16 protein-coding genes are annotated in these 20,560 nt (G+C 42.8%); 3 read left to right on the forward strand and 13 right to left on the reverse strand.

Annotated elements, in window-relative coordinates; translation table 11 throughout:
• Nucleotides 1–10 precede the first annotated feature (10 nt).
• The 3 genes from PQ469_RS14870 to PQ469_RS14880 form a co-directional block, all read right to left on the reverse strand.
• Complete coding sequence (locus PQ469_RS14870) at nt 11–3,532, reverse strand: SusC/RagA family TonB-linked outer membrane protein (protein ID WP_274213671.1); 3,522 nt, start codon at nt 3,530–3,532, stop codon at nt 11–13.
• Nucleotides 3,533–3,737: 205 nt separating this feature from the next.
• Complete coding sequence (locus tag PQ469_RS14875) at nt 3,738–4,949, reverse strand: FecR family protein (protein ID WP_274213672.1); 1,212 nt, start codon at nt 4,947–4,949, stop codon at nt 3,738–3,740.
• Nucleotides 4,950–5,031: 82 nt separating this feature from the next.
• Entirely contained in the window at nt 5,032–5,622 is a 591-nt protein-coding gene (locus PQ469_RS14880) for an RNA polymerase sigma factor (protein WP_274213673.1), read from the reverse strand.
• A 716-nt stretch (nt 5,623–6,338) separates the two neighbouring features.
• On the opposite strand from PQ469_RS14880, the gene PQ469_RS14885 reads away from it, so the two are divergent.
• Nucleotides 6,339–7,157, forward strand: a complete 819-nt coding sequence (locus PQ469_RS14885; protein ID WP_274213674.1) for an SDR family NAD(P)-dependent oxidoreductase — start codon at nt 6,339–6,341, stop codon at nt 7,155–7,157.
• Between the two features lie 57 nt (nt 7,158–7,214).
• Nucleotides 7,215–8,108 (forward strand): helix-turn-helix domain-containing protein, encoded by an 894-nt coding sequence (locus PQ469_RS14890; RefSeq protein ID WP_274213675.1) that lies wholly within the window; start codon nt 7,215–7,217, stop codon nt 8,106–8,108.
• Nucleotides 8,109–8,277: 169 nt separating this feature from the next.
• Here the strand turns inward: PQ469_RS14890 and PQ469_RS14895 are convergent, their stop codons facing one another.
• Nucleotides 8,278–9,798, reverse strand: coding sequence for a family 43 glycosylhydrolase (locus PQ469_RS14895; RefSeq protein ID WP_274213676.1), 1,521 nt, complete (start codon nt 9,796–9,798; stop codon nt 8,278–8,280).
• A 239-nt stretch (nt 9,799–10,037) separates the two neighbouring features.
• A complete protein-coding gene (locus PQ469_RS14900; RefSeq protein WP_274213677.1) occupies nt 10,038–12,254 on the reverse strand; it encodes a hypothetical protein in 2,217 nt (738 codons plus the stop codon).
• A 311-nt stretch (nt 12,255–12,565) separates the two neighbouring features.
• On the opposite strand from PQ469_RS14900, the gene PQ469_RS14905 reads away from it, so the two are divergent.
• Nucleotides 12,566–13,336: an NUDIX hydrolase gene (locus tag PQ469_RS14905; RefSeq protein WP_274213678.1), complete on the forward strand. Its 771-nt coding sequence runs from the start codon at nt 12,566–12,568 to the stop codon at nt 13,334–13,336.
• 93 nt (nt 13,337–13,429) lie between these two features.
• Here PQ469_RS14905 and PQ469_RS14910 read toward each other — a convergent pair whose 3' ends face one another.
• From PQ469_RS14910 to PQ469_RS14945, 8 genes are all read right to left on the reverse strand, one after another.
• Nucleotides 13,430–13,867, reverse strand: a complete 438-nt coding sequence (locus PQ469_RS14910; protein WP_274213679.1) for a DUF2147 domain-containing protein — start codon at nt 13,865–13,867, stop codon at nt 13,430–13,432.
• Between the two features lie 42 nt (nt 13,868–13,909).
• Nucleotides 13,910–14,911 (reverse strand): NADP-dependent oxidoreductase, encoded by a 1,002-nt coding sequence (locus PQ469_RS14915; protein WP_274213680.1) that lies wholly within the window; start codon nt 14,909–14,911, stop codon nt 13,910–13,912.
• A 21-nt stretch (nt 14,912–14,932) separates the two neighbouring features.
• Nucleotides 14,933–15,700, reverse strand: a complete 768-nt coding sequence (locus tag PQ469_RS14920) for an SDR family oxidoreductase (protein WP_274213681.1) — start codon at nt 15,698–15,700, stop codon at nt 14,933–14,935.
• A 23-nt stretch (nt 15,701–15,723) separates the two neighbouring features.
• The gene (locus tag PQ469_RS14925; protein ID WP_274213682.1) at nt 15,724–16,527 is read right to left on the reverse strand and encodes an SDR family NAD(P)-dependent oxidoreductase; all 804 of its coding nucleotides are present in this window, start codon (nt 16,525–16,527) and stop codon (nt 15,724–15,726) included.
• A 31-nt stretch (nt 16,528–16,558) separates the two neighbouring features.
• Nucleotides 16,559–17,656, reverse strand: a complete 1,098-nt coding sequence (locus tag PQ469_RS14930; RefSeq protein WP_274213683.1) for an alkene reductase — start codon at nt 17,654–17,656, stop codon at nt 16,559–16,561.
• A 214-nt stretch (nt 17,657–17,870) separates the two neighbouring features.
• Nucleotides 17,871–18,461, reverse strand: a complete 591-nt coding sequence (locus PQ469_RS14935; RefSeq protein WP_274213684.1) for a TetR/AcrR family transcriptional regulator — start codon at nt 18,459–18,461, stop codon at nt 17,871–17,873.
• A 151-nt stretch (nt 18,462–18,612) separates the two neighbouring features.
• Nucleotides 18,613–19,221, reverse strand: coding sequence for a TetR/AcrR family transcriptional regulator (locus PQ469_RS14940; RefSeq protein ID WP_274213685.1), 609 nt, complete (start codon nt 19,219–19,221; stop codon nt 18,613–18,615).
• Between the two features lie 36 nt (nt 19,222–19,257).
• Nucleotides 19,258–20,550, reverse strand: coding sequence for a TolC family protein (locus PQ469_RS14945; protein WP_274213686.1), 1,293 nt, complete (start codon nt 20,548–20,550; stop codon nt 19,258–19,260).
• Nucleotides 20,551–20,560: the final 10 nt, after the last annotated feature.

Here is a 20,560-nt window from a genome sequence, read left to right on the forward strand (position 1 = left end):
CTTTGTGAGGTTATAAACTCAGGTTAACTTGGAAAGAATAAGTCCGGACAGGAGCCAATTGATAAGTACTACTTTCACTATAAAGGTAGTCGGGATCTATTTTCTCTTTATTCGCAGCCCAGATCATACCCAGGTTGCGGCAAACCGCCGATAAGCTTAAAGCTTTAATTCCGAATTTGGCCACTACCTGCTGAGGTACCGAATACGCCAGGCGTACTTGTTGCAACTTAACATTGCTCCGGCTTCTTACGAGCAAATCTGAATTGGTATACCTATCCACACTGGCGCCATAATAATAACCCAGGTTATAATCAGCATTAATTCCGGGAACTGTTGTGGTCAACTCATCACCGGGGTTTCTCCAGCGTTTTGCCAGATCCCCTGCACTGCTTACAAAATCAGTAAGTGTGTTGATGGATGGTTTCCGAAAAACCCCACCAAGCTGATACTGGAACTGTAAACCCAGATCAAAGCGCTTATAAGTGACATTTGTAAAATAGGCGCCAAACCAGGGAGAAGCTGTTCTGCCGGAATACGCTTTAATGTCATAATATGGATAGTCAGCAGTCGTGTAAATTTTACCGGGGTCTTTGGGATCTTCAATAAGTGTTTCACCCTTGGCATCCAAACCCTTAAACTTGTAGGAGAACAGGAAATCAGTTGGATAACCATCGTGGATGATTTGTCCTTGTGTGACATCTTCGTTGCCGATAGGCAATTTAAAGCGTTCGTCATGAACAACGTTGGTATTGTATGACAAGTTGATGGTATTGTTCCAGGTTACTGTTTTAGACCTTACCAGGGCGAAAGAAAGCCCCAGATCTATACCGTTTCCTTCTAATCTTGCTGCGTTGAATAAAGTTTCGCTAAATCCGTAGGTTGCATTGATCGGTAAGGTGTAGAATATGTCTGTGGTGTGTTTCTTGTAGTAATCTAATGTGCCGGAAATGCGGCCATTGAATAATGAAAATTCAAGGCCATAATTCAACATTCTTGTTTTCTCCCACGCCAGGTTATCCCTTGCCGGACGGCTTATGGTTGCATAGGGAAGTCCCGAATAAAAGTCAGTGCCCGACAAATCTATAACGGTTACCGGCGCGTAGCCTTGTGGCGCGTTCCCGGTAAAACCATAGGTAAAGCGGCCGGATAAGGTACTTAACCATTCGACATCTTTCAAAAAGCTTTCTTGTTTTAGATTCCAACTGAGGCCGCCAGACCAAAGCGGAATGGCTCTTTTTCTGCGCTCAACGCCTAAAAGGTTAAGATCGTCAAAACGTGCGCTCCCTGAAATGGTGTACTTTTTATCGTAAGTGTAGGCGGCGTTTGCGTAGTAGGAAAGCGCCCTTGTGGTTTTCTCCACTACCGGCCCGGTTGTACTGCCTATATTGGGGCGCTGGCCATAGATATCCGTGTACCGAACTGTTGGGTTTACACTACTAAATGAATTAATCTCTTTATTGTAGCCATAACGGTTCTCACCACTGGTTTTACTAAAAACCTCACGGATTTCATTGCCCAGAACCGCATTCAGTTCATGCTTATCGTTCCAGTTTTTATTCACGTTCAGCTGCCCCCTGACATTGTAACTTCTGACCAATGAATTATTAAGAGCCAATTTCCCACCCATCGGAATGCCATAAACCAATTTCCCGGCGGTGTTAACACTCGTTGCCCTATTGATCATGATTCTGGATGCATAGCTGTCGGGTTCCTGATAATTTTCCCGCTCATTGAAATTCCTGCCCAGGTTGCCTGAAACCGATAAACTCAACCACGGTGTAATCTTACCATTTACGTCTATAATAATACCGAGATTATTTCCGGTATTCACGGTGTTGTTGTACTTCAACTCGTCAATTGGAGAATATCGAAATGGAAGGTATCCCTGTTTCTCAAATTCCCTGGCCCGTTCGGGAACCATAAAAACATCATAATATTTGGTACTGCCATCAGGATTTGTTAGCATGTCATACGGACGCAGGCCTCCGGTTGACATGCTCATGGCCTGTGCCGACGTAGGATTAGTTTTATCTGTAGTGTTGGCATAATTCAAGGATGTATTGATGGTTATGCGATTTTTAAAGAGCCCCGAGCTTGTACCAATATTGAAGGAATACCCTTTGTTCCGGTTACTTTTGTATACCCGGTCGTCCGTATAGTAGTAACCGGACATGTAATAAGAGCTATTGACCCCCCCGCCTGACAGCGACAGGTTATATTGTTGCGTGACAGGCTTTTGCAATAAATACTCGGAAATCTGACCCCTGTTATCATTTTGCCCGAGTGCCGCGAGCTCCGTATTCATTTGGGCTTCGTTGATTTCTCCCCGCTTGTTCTTGAATATGATGGCTTGAGCCTGACTGTTATTGGCCGGAAGATAACTTGATGGCACGGGGTCAGTTAACAGATTAGCATTAATCATATCTTTTTCCAGGTTTATATAATCGGGAACCGAAAGTCTCGGCCCATACTCCGTGCCTGGTTTTGCACTTGTACTGTAAGTTGTCGAGAAGTTAATGGTGGGGGCAGCATTTTGCTTTCCCTTTTTTGTGGTGACTACAATGACCCCGTTGGCAGCCTGGATACCCCATATGGATGCGGCAGCCGCATCTTTAAGAAAGGTGATCTGTTGAATGTCATCCGGATTGAGAAAGTCTAATGCACCTCGCGCAATGGAAATCTGTGATGGAAATCCGTCAATAACGAGCAAAGGCTCCACGCTCACCTGCGTGTACTGGCCAACTATCGTCGAAATACCGCGAATGTTAATGGTTCCGTTGCGGCTTTGGCCGGCTGTTGTTTTCGTGGAGACATTAACACCCGGTACCATTCCCTGGATACGTTCAAGTACACTGATAGTTGGGAACTGCGCGAGTTCTTTGGCTGTAATCACGCCAAAAGATCCGGTCGCACGTTCTTTGTTTAAGTTTTGGTACCCTGTATTTACAATGGTAACCGTTGATAACTGTGCCGCTAAGGGCTTTAAAGCAATAACAATGCTCGTTTTCGATTTGAGTACCGTGGTATCCGGTTTATAGCCGATATATCTGGTAATGATCGTCTCTTTCCCGGAAACATCAAGCAATTTGAATGTACCATTGGCATCGGTAATATATAACTTTCCTGCACCTTGAACTGATACACTTGCTCCTGGCATGGGCTCTCCGCGTTCATTAACGACTAAGCCATTTACGTCTATGTTAGTAAAAACTGCGCTGATTCTGTCTAATAATGACGGCTCTTTCCGGGACACTATCACTATTTTATCCTGAATTTCGTAGGCTAACGGCTGATCTTTGAATAATATTTCCAGAACATCTTTTAGCTCCATATCAACCACCCGGATGTTCACGGGCCTTGCTGCCTTAAGGATATCTCCGTCTGCCACAAAATCTACCCCGGTTTGCACTTTGATATTAGCAAACAGCTTGACCAAAGGTGTGTTTTTTTCTGACAAGGAAATTTTCTGTGCAAATCCGGCAGCGGCGACTTGCATCAGCGATGCAAACAAAAACAAGCAGGTTAATCGCATGATGAGGAAAATTTTATGGCATACAAGATTTTGTATACCGTGTTTTGTGGTATATTTTATATACATTTATCTGAGTTTAGTTTAATGCGGCAGACCTCAACTTTCCAGGGCGAAGGTTCGCTGCACATAGTTTTTAATTAATTTAGAGCTAAACGAAACTTAAACCAGGTTCCGGTTTCCGGAATCTGGTTTTTTTGATAGGTAATTATTTACTGACGTATACTTTCCTCCCTTCGATTTTAAAGTGAACTAATTTTGTTGATTCTAAAGCTTTTAGTATTTGGCTTATATTCTTAGACCGGGAGATATTGCCGGAAAATGCACCCGTTGGAGATGGTCCTTTGTAAAACACTTCTATGTTATACCAGCGGGCGATGTCCTGCATTATTTTTTCAATCTTCGCGTCGTTAAAAACAAAGTTGCCGTCTTTCCAGGCAAGCGACTCTTCCATGTCTGCTTTTGAAACGCTTATCGTTTCCCCCTTCAAAAGCGACTGTTGCCCGGGACTTAGAATGACTTCATCCTTATAAACAATTTTTCCGTGATCACTCCAGGCGGAGGCCTGATAGCCAACTCTCACACTGCCCTCGGCAAGTGTTGTAACAATATTTTTGTCTTGCGTGTAAGCTTTAACGTTAAAGTGTGTCCCTAAAACGGTTACTTCCTGTCCGTCTGTCTCCACTAAAAATGGATGTAGCTTATCCTTTGCTACCTCAAAATATGCTTCACCGTGAAGTTCAACCCGCCTATCTTTTAACGATGAAAAAGAAACAGGGTATTTTAGGGATGAGGCTGCATTTAACCACACGCTGGAACCATCGGGTAATTTCACCTGATAGGTCTCTCCCATTGCGGTGGATAGCAAATTATGCTGTCCCGGCCCGGCTGTACTATTTTCTTTAACTTCATAAACGATCTTTCCATCCGAGGTTTTAGATATTGTCGCTCCAGATTCGCTGGCCAGTTCACCGGAGGGTATAGCAGAGAGCAGAATTTTCCTCCCATTAGCCAGCGTTAACGTGGCAGCGCTTCTGCCTGGAGCAATATCCTGATTTGACGAAACAACTTGTGATTGGTTGTCTGCGGATAAGATCTGGTCTTTGAATAAAATTGCAATAGCCAGCAACCCCGCAATTGCAGCCACTCCGGCAATGCGGGACCATAGTTTCCTAATCTTACGATAAGTCTGAGGCTGGCTCGTTATCTGCTGAAATATTTGCCCGGCACGAAATTCGGAGAGCTCGGATTGCTTAATTTCGGATGACCGATATTCTTTTTCAATGAGTTCAAACAGGCGCTGTTCGGCACCCTCACTGGCTAAGAAGTTGTTGAATTCCGTTAACTCTTCAACGGATGCCGTTTTAGACTGAAATTTCTGATATAATAAAAGGAGCCTGTTGTCTTCTGTATTCGGCATGATTAATATACAGGGAATAATTGTCCCTTTTCTATATTAATCCATGAAAAGTTGATAAGGGGGTAGTGAAGAAGAAAAAAAATTAAATAATTTTTAGAATAATTAAAATCGCGGCAAGATCGGTATGCGATTTCATGTGAGATCTAAGCGAACGAAGCGCCAGTTTCATATAGCTTTTAACCGTTTCAACACTTAAATTCATGCTCTGAGCCGCTTGCTCATATTTAAGCCCATCAATGCGGCAAAGTTCATAAACCATTTTTTGTTGCGGGGGTAACAGCGCAATGCCGTCGGCGAGTATTTTTTGAGTATCCGCCAGCAAGATTCCTTCCTCTGTTTCGTTATGGCTTTCTGTCCAATCTTTTCGCAGTTCAATTTCTGTCTTAGCTTCCAGGACTCTTCGCCGCAGTATTTGAAAGCTTCGGTTACGTGTTAATGTGGTTAAATAAGCGCCCAGATTAGTTTCATCTGTAAGTTTCCCGGCACTCTGCCAAAGTTTCAGCATTACTTCCTGAAGCACTTCTTCAGCTAACACTTCCGATTTTAGAAAAAAAATCGCTCTTGCATAAACCGCTCGCCGATGGTAATCATAAATTATTTTGAAGGCATGCTGATCGCCTTCCGCGATTTTGCGAAGTAGTTGGCTCTCATTGTTTAGCGACCGTACAAACATTTAAAGGGGCGTAATAATCTTTCCTATGTTATTTTTCAACCAACTGGAGTTATTTAATGCGGTAACAGATAAAATTCCCCTGTTAAATTTTAAGAAACGCAAAACATCAACTAACATCTTTATTATTTATGTACTTTAAAGATAACCGATACCTTTTTCGGGTGCAATTGATAGTAAACTTCCATTAATATCGAAAATTGACATTTTTAAAAGCTCTTACAGCGGAAATCCATTACACATTTATGACGTTAAGTGTAAATTTAGCAATAAGTTAAGATAAAATTAATATTTTCAGATTTTTTGTAAAAAAAAAATCGCCTAACTGCAATTTCACAAGAATAATCTCAAACGCGTTGAATAAATTTTGACAGGTCCATAATAAGCAATTATGACGTATAGGATATTATAAAAGAGTTTAGATAAAATCTCTTAAGCCCCTGGACAGCGACACTTGTTGATCCTGTCAAAACCTGGCTTTCAAGCAAATTTCAGCTAAGCGAAAGTAATCTTCATCCCGGAAACAATTCTGCCCCGCTCCTATCAGACCATAGCAGACAAGGGCGTTATCAGTTATACGGAGATTTGTATAAATCGTAATTGTTTGATTCGCTTAAATACGTAAAATCGTTCTATGATTACCAACTTTTGTATCATTAAAGCCGCTCGTAATTAGCCGAGATTTGTCATTGAATTTATATGATATTAAACAAATAACAATGGCAAAAACAATTTTTATAACCGGGGCGTCCCGCGGCCTGGGCCGTATTTGGGCAGAAGCATTTTTAAAACGTGGCGATCAGGTGGTGGTTGCGGTAAGAAACCCGGATACTTTAACTGAACTTTCAAAAAAATACGCTTCAACATTGCTGGCTTTGAAGCTGGATGTTACCGACAAGGCAGCATGCTTTGAGGCTGTAGCAAAAGCCAAAGACCATTTTGGCAACATCGACGTATTGATTAATAACGCTGGTTATGGTCATTCGGGTACGATAGAAGAGTTGGAAGAACAAGAGATCCGTACACAATTTGAAACCAATGTTTATGGTTTGCTTTGGGTAACGCAAGCCGTTATCCCGATTATGCGCGAGCAAAAAGCAGGTCATATCATTCAGGTGTCAAGTGCATTAGGCCTGCTCGCTTTCCCTACTTTGGGGCTATACAGTGCTTCCAAGTTCGCTGTTGAAGGTATTAGTGAAGCCCTGGCTGCCGAAGTTAGCGGCTTCGGTATCAAGGTCAGTATACTGGAACCTAACGGTTTCATGACCGATTTTGCCACAACCTCCGGGATGCAAAGCAAACCGTTAGCTTTTTATGATGAAGTTAGGGCCGGACTTGCTGCCGGCAACCGGGCAGAAGACTGGGGCGTACCCGAAGCAACGGCTGAGGCCGTACTGAAATTGGTTGATGCGGAAAACCCTCCGTTAAGACTGATCCTGGGCAGGGTGGGTATCCATTGGATAAAACACGTTTATGATCAACGGATGAAAACCTGGGAAGAGTGGCAGGACGTTTCCGTTGCTGCCCAGGGAAATTAAGATTGTATATTAGCAGTATCTGTTTTACGGATACTGCTTTTCCTATTAAAATAAATCATGAACCATTTCGATAAAATAAGCTGTTTCAGCAATGCCATCGGCATTAAAGCGCCGGAGCATCCACTATTTAGCATTTCCTTCGGAAATAAAGACGAGTGTGCGGGTGACGACATAGAATTCTCTGCAAATTTTTACATTATTTCTTTCCAGCAGCTGGAATCGGGTAACATTACCCATGGCAGAACAAAATTTGACCATGACCGGGGCAAATTGTTATTCATTAAACCACGCCAGCCGGTCACATTTAAAAATATCAAGTTAAGGGATGAATGCTTTCTGATATTAATACATGAAGATTTCCTGGCAGGAACTCCGCTGCATCATCAAATTAAAAAGTATGGCTATTTTGACTATGAGACCAATGAGGCCCTGTACTTGTCGCCCAGCGAGGAAGAGATGATCTGGAACCTGGTGAATATTATGGATAAAGAATATCGGAATAATACCGATGACTTTACCAAAACTATCCTGCTTAGCCATTTGGATACCCTGCTTAAGTACGCGCACCGCTTTTACAAGCGGCAATTTACAAATCGGGCCGATATAACGGGTACCGTTGCGACAAAGTTTCATGCGCTGCTCCATTCATATTTTGAAACAAAAAAGACCCAGGAATCCGGCCTTCCTACAGTGACTTTCATGGCAGAAAGATTAAATTTTTCATCCCGCTATCTAAGCGACATGCTTAAACAAGAAACCGGAAAAACCGCCCTGGAACTTATACACCTCTATCTGATCACAGAGGCAAAGAATTTACTTAAAGAAGGAGTGATGAATATTGCCGAGATATCCTTTTTGCTTGGATTTGAAAATCCTACCTACTTTTCCAGGTTATTTAAAAAAGAGGTTGGCGTACCACCTAACGTTTTCAGAGATCGGCATCTGAATTAGCGACCCTACCAGGGCTTATTATGTTGATGAACTTATATAAGCCATCTGTTGGAAAATCGATTGCCAATAGCCTCGAAATATTTGACAGTAAATAAATTTGCAGATACTTTAAATAATTATCTGACTTAACCAGGCATTGTTATGAGATCGCCATAAATCACCATTAATGTTAATTTATTGGTTGATAAACGAAATTTTTGAATTTAACTGTGCCCTCACCTACAGCACACAATCCTATTCGTAAACTGAGGAAACCACCCAGTACGTTATGATTGTAACCGGATACCTCGACAGAATTTTCTATTTTAATCCAGTTTCGTCCGTCTATACTGTAATACATATCAACTGTACTTTTTATGTTCCTGATCTTTAGAAACACATGTTTATTTATCGCATTTTTTTCGGTTGGGAACTGCCATCCCCTCAGGTTCGCCAAAATATTTTGCTTATCAGCCAATATTCCCGAATAATACCTGTTGTCGTAAAAAAGTGTCAGTCCACCCGTAGCACTTCCCTCTATAAATAACTCCACCTGTGCCGTATAAGAGTGGGTTGCAGGAATACAAGTTAAAGGAGCGCAATCAGCTACAGATTTACCCTTGCCTTTTATTGTTAAACTGTTATCATTCAGGTGAAATCTTGTGGTGTCGTATTCTCCAAAAAATTGCCACTGGGGTTTTAAGCTATGGCCGCTGAAGTCATCGCTTAGGGTAAATGAACTTGTTAACTTGCTTTGTTTTGGTTTTAGTATTGGCGCATCAGTTTTAATGGTGCCGGGTACTTTAAACCACCCGTCCTTTGTCCATTCTACAGGCTCAAGCAAAGTTTGGCGCCCCATACCATAATAACCTTTCTCATAGGCATGAAAAACCATCCACCATTTACCATTCGGGCCTTCCACTAAACTGCCGTGACCTTTGGACCACCATTTTTCTGAATTGTCTTTTGTACGGATGATCGGATCATAAGGTGAATTTTCCCATGGGCCGAACGGTGTTTTAGAGCGTGCGGAGATTATCATGTGGCTTGTTGCAGGACCAGCTGTCCCTCCTTGCGCTACGGTCAAATAATAATAATCACCCCGTTTAGCTATTGTTGGTCCTTCCAGACAAAAGCACTCTATCGACCATTCACGCGGGATCTTCCAGCCGCTGTAAGCCGGTTTTAATTCACCGGTTATAGATAACCCATCATCTGACAACGGCAAATAGCCGCCATTGTTGAAATAAAGATAGCGTTTACCTGCCTTATCGGTAAAATGCCCGGGATCAATAAAATTTACCTTCAGTTCAACCGGCTCACTCCATGGACCATTTATAGAATCGGCGGTAACCACAAAATTGCTATTACTTGCGGGGAAGTAGATGTAATACTTGTTTTTATACTTAACTAAGTTTGGCGCCCATACCGAACCCACATATTTATTCAGCGCGTGTGTAACCGGAGCCCAGTTAACCAGATCTTTTGAATGCCAGATTAACAGGCCAGGATAATATTCAAAGGATGAATGTACAATGTAATAATCGTCACCCTCCCGCATGATGGCTGGGTCAGGGTAATCACCCGCGAAAATAGGATTGACAAAATAAGCATCGCTCTTTGTTTTGCTTTGAGTTGGCTTTTGCGCCTGCGCTAAAAAAGCCGACAAAAAAAATACTGCGGTTAAAGTGATACTTTTGATATTATTCATATTTGCTTAACTATTTCTTTATTTGCCTGTGCCAGGCTACAAACCATCATCCTCCGGGATGGGTGAAAATAAAAACACTGAACGAGCTTTCTGTCAAATCAAGAGAAATTTTTTACTTTCATAAGTATCTGTTTGATTTCTGTTATTCCCCGGTGTGCATGCTGCTCCAACTTTGCATTATAAAGTTCAAATCAACATGATTAAAGCAAGACGAATACGCCAATTTATAATAAGTAAAACTACTTCACTACTACCCTAACCCGATCCAAATTTTGAATCCGGGTAAACGAAGTGTTCGCATTCCCTTGCCGTTGTGATGCCACTCTCAATGTCGGAAAATATGTGCCCGGTTTAGAAAATCTATAAGTAGTTGTCAATTTAACACGCGACCCCGTTTTATTGACGGCAACCCATTTCGTAGAAACTGGAAAGACTCCGGAAGTAACAAAATTCCATCCATGCAAATCACTGATCTTTTTTTTAAAGTCTGGCGATAAGCCATCAAAGTTCCAAACGGCAGTTACTAACTTTCCCATACGTTCCGGCACATCGACAAATGCGGTAAAGGTAACTGTTTCGCCGATTTTAACTACAGCACGTTTGCTGCCATTCGCTTTCGCCAATACTACGGGCTGTATACCTTTTCGTTCATTTGCGGTTGGAGGAATTACTACCTGCCCATCAACAACTTTGTAATTAGTACTGGCCGCGGGAGCAATACCTTTTTCTACCCAATCGCTCAGATCAAGGAGCGCTTGTTGTAAAACCCCGAGATAGCTAATGGTTTCTGTTGGATCATCTTCAATTGATACATCTCCGTGTAAAGCACGATCTGTGAACCATACCCTGAAATGATTGTCAAAACTATCTCCGAGGTTCGCTTTGACCTTTGTGCGATACCAATCTGCCTGCCACGGAAAAGCCTCGCGATCCCAAAGCGATTCGAGCAGGATCATTTTACCTTTAAATTTGCCGGTGGGAATGACACCGGCCGCTCCTTTTGTAAACAGCGGCCCCAGTAATAACTGACGTTGCGGATATTTAGGTGTACCATCGGCATTGCGAAACTGATCCCATACATAATATTCCTTTCCCGGTACCTGGTGGCGGTGATAGGTTTGTATGGCGAGGAAGTTAGAGTTATCAACCTGTACCGAATCCCCTGTTTTTAGTTTGGCAACCACTGTTGAATCGACAGGCCCCAACACTACTTTGTCATCTTCTATTTTGTTTATCATTAGAACTTTTCCGGCGGCCGCTCCACTTTTTATGATCAGATCGCCGCCGAGGAAATAAACATCCTTAAGTTTATCCTGCAACTGAAATGCAACCGGCATTCCATCTTGAACGCCACCTATATTCTTAGACGCGGCTCCAGCCGTTCCGCGATCCTCCGCAGACACCGGTTTTTTAAGCCCTAAAGTAGCCGCCTGGTCGCTGTTGATGAGCGCCTTGATAACACTGCGCTGCTGAATTCGCCCTTTTAGAAATAACCCTGGTGAGTCGTGTCCGAGGTAACCGGGCAGGGTCCAAAAGTCATGTTCAAAATATTTGCTATCAATACGAACAATATACTGGTATAAAACTGAAAAACCCTGCGTACCCATTGTTTTGTAACCAAACCAGCTTTTTACGGGAAATCCCATTTTGGTAGCTTCCCGGAGCGCGGTTCTTTCTTCCTGATTTAACCCGGCGTACATGTCGCCGCTTCCGCCTGGTTCCAGTGCATCAACAATTTGCGGAAACTTATCCTTTAAAACACTCATGGCAAACATCCGCGCGGTAAATACATTGGGGATAGCCTGGTCAGACCCCAACACGTAAGGAACTACTCCGTCCCAAACACCACTTGTGCTTTCAAAACCTCCAACTGTGCGATATGCGCCCCCGCTGCCGCCAAAAGCGTATCCGTAAGGGCGTTTACCACCATAGATCTGCCTGGCAATGACCCGTGAGAATTCGGCCGAAGCCGCATTTACCCGATACGCCGCCAGTGATGGGTCAGATTTGGACGGATTGCTGAAGCTGAAATTGCCGCCTTCATTGGTCTCAACAAAATAAGCTCCATGGGTAAGGCTAAACCCTATTTTGTCTTCTTCGCCGGATCTTCCCTGCGATCCATTCTCGCTATCCGGGAATGGTGTAATGTATTGAAAAAAGTGGCCCAGATATTTTTCCTTCTGAGGAAAATAGAAGGAAAATTTTGAACTGGTGCCCTTGAATCCACCATGAATGTACCGATGTTTTACCGGCTTATCCCGCCATTCATCAACATCCACATAAGGTTGCTTAAACAACGTATCGGTTGTTTTAAATTTTTGAGCCAGGCCGTCGTTTCCCTGGGTTAAATTGTTTTGGGCATGAGAAGCGACAAAACTCAAAACAAGCGGCATAAACAGCCCTATCTTTAGTTTACTATACTGCCCGGTATTTTGGATGGACTTCATACTTTTCATATTTATACTTATTTATGATCCTTTATAATTTAGGTTATATGCAGTAATCAAATTGCGTTGACGGCGCATTTCCTCATGATTTCATCATTGGAAAATATTGAGCGTTTACGTTTAACGCCAGGAATAATCCCGCGACTATGATAAAAATCATGTTTAGCTTTTCATTTTAATTGGTTTTGAAGATACAGAACCTTATTCTGTTTATTTGACAGAATAAAGATATAATTGTTCCATGGTATGTCAAAATTTATTCTGTCTATTTAACAGAATAGTTTGTAACTTTGTATTTTCAAATGATATTTTGATTCATTATGGAATTTTCTGAAATAGAAATCATCACGCATCCGGACAGGTACCTGCACCATATACAAGTCGACAATGTTATTTTTGGATATCATGATAAAGAGCTGAAAGTACTATTGCAGCAGACCATTGCGACCAGTAAATGGACAATTACAGGTGGCTATGTCGGCCGGGATGAGTCCATCGAAGAGGCCGCCGCCCGCATTTCGGCATCAAGGACCGGATTAAAAAATCTTTTCCTGCAACAGTTTCACTGTTTTGGTAACCCGGATCGTGCAACAGACGCTGAAAAGAATCCGGAAAATCTTCGCAAACTGTCTGGAATTGAAGTTCCTAAAGACCTTTGGATTTTTGACAGATTTGTATCTGTTGGTTTCTATACGTTGACAGAATTCTCGACGGTTGAAATAAAGAAATGGTCTCTTGATGCAGCATGCCAGTGGTGGCCGGTGAGTGACCTTCCCCCGTTAATGTTTGATCATAAGCTTGTTATTTCTGAAGCTTTACGGACCCTTCGAATGCATATTGCGTTTTATCCTATTGGTTATGAGTTGCTCCCTGAAAAATTTACATTACCCGAAATTCATGCTTTATATCAAACGATACTTGGGAGATCTCTTGATGAAAGAAATTTTCAAAGAAAGTTACTTGCATCAGGCATTGTTTTGAAACTGAAAGAAACAAGGCCAATCGGCCCGCACCGGGCTCCATACCTTTATAAGTTCGACCAGGAAAAATACAATGAAGGCTTACAAAGGGGCATTGTTTTAGCTTTTTAGCTGATTAATAGCAAAGCGCTGTAGGATTCCTCAATCACAAAAGATTGGAAAGATTAAAAAATAAAGTGGCAATTATTACAGGTCGACAAAATATTACTTTACCCTTTCCCAAACACTTGTCCTGCCAAATAGGGATACCCCAATATATCCCCTGATATATAGCTTTTCTTCCTTCAGTTTTAAGGTACAACTGTATGTTTTGCCGCTATAGGGATCATAAATCTGCCCACCGTCCCAGGCATTATCATGATATGTAAAATCGTAAAGCATCATCAGGTCCCTGAGGTTACGTGACCTTAATTTTTCATCTTTGTTTTTAACGTCTTTCCGGGAAGTTGTTCCATCCGGTTCGTACATCGTTTTGCCCCAGATCAGTTTGCCGAAATACTTGCCGTTTGCTTTATAAATATCAATTTTACCAGTTTTATCTTCACTCAACCATAAGCCTAAAATCTTATCGGCTTCCGGAGTTTGTGCAAAAGTCTTTGTTGCTGCAACAAAGCACAGCAACAATATTCCTATCTTTTTCATTATTAAGTGGGTTTAAGACATTGTATAAGAGAAACAACAACTTTATTTAATTTTAACAACGACTTTCCCTTTGGCCCGACCACTTTCAACATAGTTTATCGCTTCCTTGATCGATTCGAACGGGAAAACTTTGTCTATAACCGGTATGATAGTACCGGAATTTATAAGGGAGGTGATCTTTGTTAACTGATCTCCGTTTGCCTTCATAAATAGGAATGAAAAGCCCACATTAAGCCTTTTTGCTTTTTTCCTTACTCCAAAGCTTAAAAGGCGTATGATTAATTTCACGAACCATGGAGCTCCGGTTTCTTTTGCAAAATCCGGATCAGGCGGGCCGGAGATCGAGATGAGTTTTCCACCCGGTTTTAACACGCGCAGCGATTTTTCGAGTGTCTTCCCATCCTGACTATTCAAAACCAGATCGTAACCATGTAGTACTTTCTCAAAGTCATCTTTCTTATAGTCAATAACAACATCTGCGCCGAGGCTTTTTACTAACTCCATGTTGGCTGCACTGGTAGTGGTAGCTACGGCAGCGCCCAAGTATTTCGCCAGTTGAATGGCAAATGTGCCTACACCACCTGAGCCGGCTTGGATGAATACTTTTTGCCCTTTCTTCAATTTCCCTTTTTCGATCAGTGCCTGCCAGGCCGTCAGGCCCACCAGAGGGATAGATGCGGCTTCTTCCATGCTCAGTTTTTTCGGCTTAAGCGCCACATCGGCTTCCTTAACAGCAATGAAATCTGCAAACGTTCCAATCCGATGATCTGCCGGTCGTGCATAAACCTCGTCTCCAACTTTAAATTGTTGCACACGGGCTCCAACTTTGGTTACAACACCAGCCACGTCATGGCCTAAAACAAACGGTGTTTTATACGGCAAAATGAGTTTGAACTCGCCACTTCTGATTTTGGAATCCAGGAGGTTGATAGCGGTGGCGTGTACTTCTATTAATACCTCATCCGCCTTCGGTTCAGGAACAGGTATTTGCCCGATGCGTCCGCCGTCCTTGCTTTTATATTTATCTATAATGAAAGCTTTCATTTTTTTATGGTTATAATGGTTTTACGAGGCTATTACTTTGTAACTTTTCTTAGGATTAGCCAAATTAAAAGTCAGTTTCGGAAAAAGCCGGTTCAATATATACACTGTTTTGGTATCGCCTATACGGATAGTAAGCTGATCGTTTTGAAGGCCTGCAATAAAGCCTTTCACCATATCTGCCGTGGTCATTTTTTTGCCGTTCATATCAGTCGTCATTTCTGTGGCAACAAGCGGAGGTAAAAGTTCAAAAACCTTTACGCTGCTATCCAAAATTTGCAGGTGCTTTCTGAGCGCTTTGGTGTAAAACTGCAAGGCTACTTTGGATGCGGCGTAGGTGGCTTCAAGTAATGACGGAACATAACTGAGTAATGAAGTGGTGTTGATGATCGCGCCTTCCGCCCTTGATTTCAGCATATCGATAAACAAATTGTTAAGCCGAATCACTGCCAGGTAATTGACGTTTATTTCGTACGCCGCATCTTCAAAATGCTGACCGTTTGCTGTACCGAGGTTAATCGGGTTAGTCAGCACCCCCGCGTTATTGTATAAAATATCTATACCGCCCAGTTGCTGTACCTGTTTGAAAAGCTTTTGCGCGTCACCTGCGTCTGATACATCACTTTTAATGGCCGTAATTGCCGGATACAGCTTCCTGGCTTCATCTAATTTTTCCTGGTTTCTGCCGGTGATGATCACGCTGGCTCCATTGGCTAAAAATTGTTTTGCTGCTTCCAGCCCGATACCTGATGCACCACCTGTGATCAATACCTTTTTTCCTTTTAATTCCATGATTTTAATTTTTGATGTTAATTCTATTTTGAAGCGTTAATCGATTTCAGAATGGATTTCTCGAAAAACTTATAGGCGAAATGCTGAAGCAGGAGTACCATCGATGATCCTTTTCCGACAGGGTAACCAAATGTTGGATTTTTTTCCTTCACTGCCCGCAATAAAGTAGCGATAACGGGCGTGGGTTCGGGTGCCTTATCAAATGCAGTTTTGGTATACGCTAGAACCCGTTGCCGGAACTGATCATAGTCTGCAATTGTGCCTTTCGCTACAGTTGCACTTTCGCCGATATTGGTTTTAAAACTGATCGGCTCAACCATAACCACCTTGATGTTAAACTGGTTCAACTCAAACCGAAGTGCCTTAAAATAACCTTCAAGGGCATGTTTTGAAGCCGAATAGTAGGCAGTATTTGGAAGGCTCACTAAACCCAGCAGGGAGCCAAGTGTAATTATTTTTCCATGTTTTTGCCTTCTGAAGTACGGCAGCAACTCGTTTGTTAATTTGATGGTTCCCCAAAAGTTGGTCTCAAACTGCTGCTTGCCTAATTCAATAGGAGTTTCTTCTGCAAGGCCGTTTACCAAGTAACCCGCGTTGTTGATCAGCACATCTAAAGTTTTGATTTGGCTGAACAGCTGCCTGCCAAAAGATGCTATGGAATGGTCGTCATTCAGATCCAACGGCAGTAACTTAAATGGCAATCTTGCCTGGTGTTTTTGGGGATCCCGGCTTGTGCCGATTACCTGATAGCCATTTTCGTGTAGCTTGCTGGCAACAAGCAGCCCAATGCCCGATGAGGCTCCTGTAACTAAAATTGCTGGTTTCATTTTTCTGCTTTTTTATTGTTTCATAAACTATTTATTGTTCGGCCATGACCGGATAATCAGTATAGCCTTTTTCTCCGGGTGTATAGAAGGTGGATGGATCTGGCTGATTGAGCGGCGCGTCTGCTTTAAATCGCTCAACAAGATCAGGGTTGGCAATAAAAGGAACACCGAACGATACCAGGTCGGCATTACCATCATTCAATACCTGGCTTGCAGTGGCCTTATTAAATCCGCGGTTAATAATTATTGTGCCGTCATAAAGCGGGCGGTAATGTTTGGCAACTTCCTCAATAGCCCAGAGATTGCCCGATACATCGGTAAAGGGCTCGGTCAGGTGGAGGTAAGCCAGGTCGTATTCATTCAATTTGGCAACGATGTAATCGTGCACAGCCATGGTTTCCTCGTCGAGCATCATACCCTGGATACCGTGAAGAGAAGGGTTTAATCTTACGCCTACTTTCCTGATGTCGATTACCGTATACAGTTCATCCAGGATGTCGAATAATATGCGCGCGCGGTTCTTGATGGCACCGCCGTACTGATCCCGGCGTTTATTGGAATAAAGATTGAAAAACTGGTGCAGCAGATAACCATTGGCTGCATGCAGTTCAACACCGTCGAAACCCGCTTCCACCGCGTTTGCTGCAGCCTGTTTAAAATCATTAATGGTCTTTTTGATTTGCCCGAGTGTCATCTCCCTGGCATCTACGGTATCTTTAAAACCTTCGGGCGTGAATGCCTGGGCCAGAGGATTTAACGCTGAAGGCGCCAGCGGAAGTTCGCCGTCAAGCAGGTCGGGGTGCGATAATCGTCCCACATGCCATAATTGGGCGAAAATCTTCCCACCCTGCCGATGTACTGCATCTGTAACCAGTTTCCAGCCTTCAACCTGTTGTTCTGTATAGATTCCGGGAACATTAAGGTACCCGACAGCGTCACGGCTGACGTAGGTTCCTTCGGTAATGATCAGACCGGCCGAAGCGCGCTGCTGATAATAGAGTGCCGTCAGTTCTGTAGCCACATTACCCGGATTAGCTGAACGGCTGCGGGTCATCGGTGCCATCACCATGCGATTGCTTAGTAAAAGGCCATTTAAATTATATGGCTCGAAAATTATTTGGTCATTCATTGTTTTAATTTTAAATAGTACAAGGAAACAGGTTTGCAACCCCGACACATCGTTGTTTAATCGCTATTTTATACTTTTTAGTATATTTTATTTCGTTTTGATTATTTGTATTCTTCCTACGTGATGTCTGCGAAGCCGGATTGAATGCCTAATTGCGAAGGCAACCTGAGACTTTACAAAAAAGACTTTTTAGTATATTCTATATTAAAAAAAATTATATCGCATAACTTTCTAACTCCGCCTTCAGGCTCCTGAGCAAACCGGCCATCGGTTTTGCTGTATTCATCGCCCTGCACATCACAACGGCACCTTCAACCGCAGACACCGCTTTGAACGCATAGACAGCAGGATCAAGTTTATCAGAAAATTCACCTCCGGCAATGCCCTGATTTAAAATACTAACAAACAATTCCTGGCCATGGCGAATAACACCGGCTATCTTTTCTTTAATGGCCGGAAAGTTATCATCAGATTCCACGGCAATGTTAAATACAGGACATCCGCCTTTAAGGTAAGTATTCAAAGGATCTTTATAAAAATCGAGAAAGGCAAATACTTTAGCCTTCGCTGTTTTACCCCTGCTGATGGTCAGCAACATTTTTTCGCCGTTAGTATCCAACATGTGGTCAACAACCTGCAGGGCCAGGTCTTCCTTGCCTTCAAAATGGCCGTAAAGACATCCTTTAGTCAGTTTCGTGGCAGCAAGCACGTCGTCTATATTAGCACCGGATATCCCTTTCTGATTAAAGATAGGAGCTGCTGTTTCCAGGATAAATTGCTTTGTTCTTTCGGCTTTAGTAATCATGTTATAGATTTTACTATACAAAAATATACTAAAAAGTTTAATAAAAAAGACTTTTTAGTATATTACATTCCTTATGATATGAAGATGACAATCATGGTGATCCGGAAAGCTAACTTACATAAAGCAACCTGATAGCCTGTTTATCAACAGATTATAAAACAGAGCCGTTTGCTTTTACTTTATTATGGTCCGAGAGAAGACGACGTCCGTCATTGGTAATTATTCCGTTTATAAATAGCTGGAGCGCTTCAAATATGTCAGCCGGGGTCCTTACGGTGTTATTAAATAGATAAAAGTCTGCTACCGATATATAGATACCTGCCGTGCCAGGTACATCCAAACCCTGCCGGTACAATCCCATTGCAATGCCATCAGATAAATTTGATTCAATAACCATCTTGAGGTGATTGATTTTGAATTCATGGAACGCTTTCATAGCCCTCGGGTACCTTTTTAACATCATGTCGTTAAAAAGGTACCTTAAGGCGATCAAATGTTTAAAAAGCCCTTGTTGAAGAACCAACTCCTGTACCGGGTCATCTGACGCGTTGGTATTTAAGCTGATGATATTTTTAGATTGTCCTATCAGCTCGTCAACAACGGCTTCCACAAGGATTCCTTTATTGGCAAAACATTGGTAGACGGTTTTCTTCGACATACCGGCAGTCTTCGCCAGTTCATCCATCGTTACGCTGATGATACCATGGTTGATAAAAAGCTCAATAGCAGTATCAATGAGACGTTTTCTCTTTTTTTCCATTTCGGCTGCTGATTTGTTAACTTTTAAAGCCGCCGGTCAGGGTTGATTTTCGGTTTTCGCAGTAACGTAATTATATACCGCTGACCTTACATAAAAATCAGCAAATGCCGTAGCAACGGTGCTTGAGGCCTGCTGGTAAGCAGCCTGGGCATCCAGCACCTCAGAAATGGTAGCTAACCCTGCCTTGTAATTATCCTGGTTAACTTTCAGATTTTCGGTAGCCTGTTCCAGGTTGTCTTTTGCATAGCTGATTTGTGTAAGCTGGTCCTGTATATCGTACCAATAGCGTATAATGCCTACTCTCAGCTGGTTTTGTCCGTCGCGGAAATCGTTTTGAGCTATTTGCTCGTTGATCCTTTGCTTCTGCATCTTTTGCTTACCCCGGCCCCATAAACCGCCGGAGATGGGAATACTCAGGGTAACAAAACTGGCCGGTGCAAAGTTGCTCCCGATCCCACTGTTGATCGATCCGGTCTGCGATGCGCTCAAACCGACTGCCAGGCTTGGCAAATTGTCGGCCCCTGCTAACCGGGTCTGTAGTTTTTCACCTGCTACACGCTTGGTTAACAACTGGTAATTGGCATTACGGTCCAGGTTGGTGTCGGGCTGCAAGGCGGGTAATACCGGGGTACTGTTTTTATTAAGTGTGTCCTGCATCACCATGAGCGAATCAAAGGCAATACCGGTATACATAGAAAAATCCAGCAGGGCCACCCGGCGGCCGTTCTGCAGCTTGCTTTTGTTAACCAGCAACTGGCTAAGCTGAACTTTTACTTTGAGCAGATCATTCCGGGCAATCAGACCTGAAGCCAGCATGTCTTTTTGCGTCTTCAGTACGGCGTTAAGCAATGCTTCATTTACCAGTATGGTCTTCTGCTGTTCCTGTATGTTTACCAGGTTCCAGTATTTTTGCTCGGTAAGCAGTATCACAGAATCAACTGATTGTTTTTTCCTGATCTGGCTGACCTGTAGCTGCAATGCCGCTAACTGGTTACCCGTTTTAATTTTACCGCCGGCATAAAGGGATTCTGTGCCGGTTACGCCGAACAGATAAAAGTTATTGATGCCTTTTTCTAATAATGGCGGCGCCGCGGATACGAAATCTTTGAACCCGAATAAACCCAGCCCTGTTGCGCTAACCGAAGGGAGATAATCAGACTTAGCTGCGGCTACATCTGTTTTTGCTGAATTTATCCTCAGCTCACCATTTTTTAAAGCGTAACTGTAGGCAATGGCGGCCCGCTTGCTTTCCTGTAAGGATAGGATATGCTGCTGGCCACCAGCCTGCAGACATGTAAAAGTGAATATTGATAATAGGAATGTTTTCATGATCATGGAC

This window comes from Mucilaginibacter sp. KACC 22773 (genome assembly GCF_028736215.1).
Lineage (GTDB): Bacteria > Bacteroidota > Bacteroidia > Sphingobacteriales > Sphingobacteriaceae > Mucilaginibacter.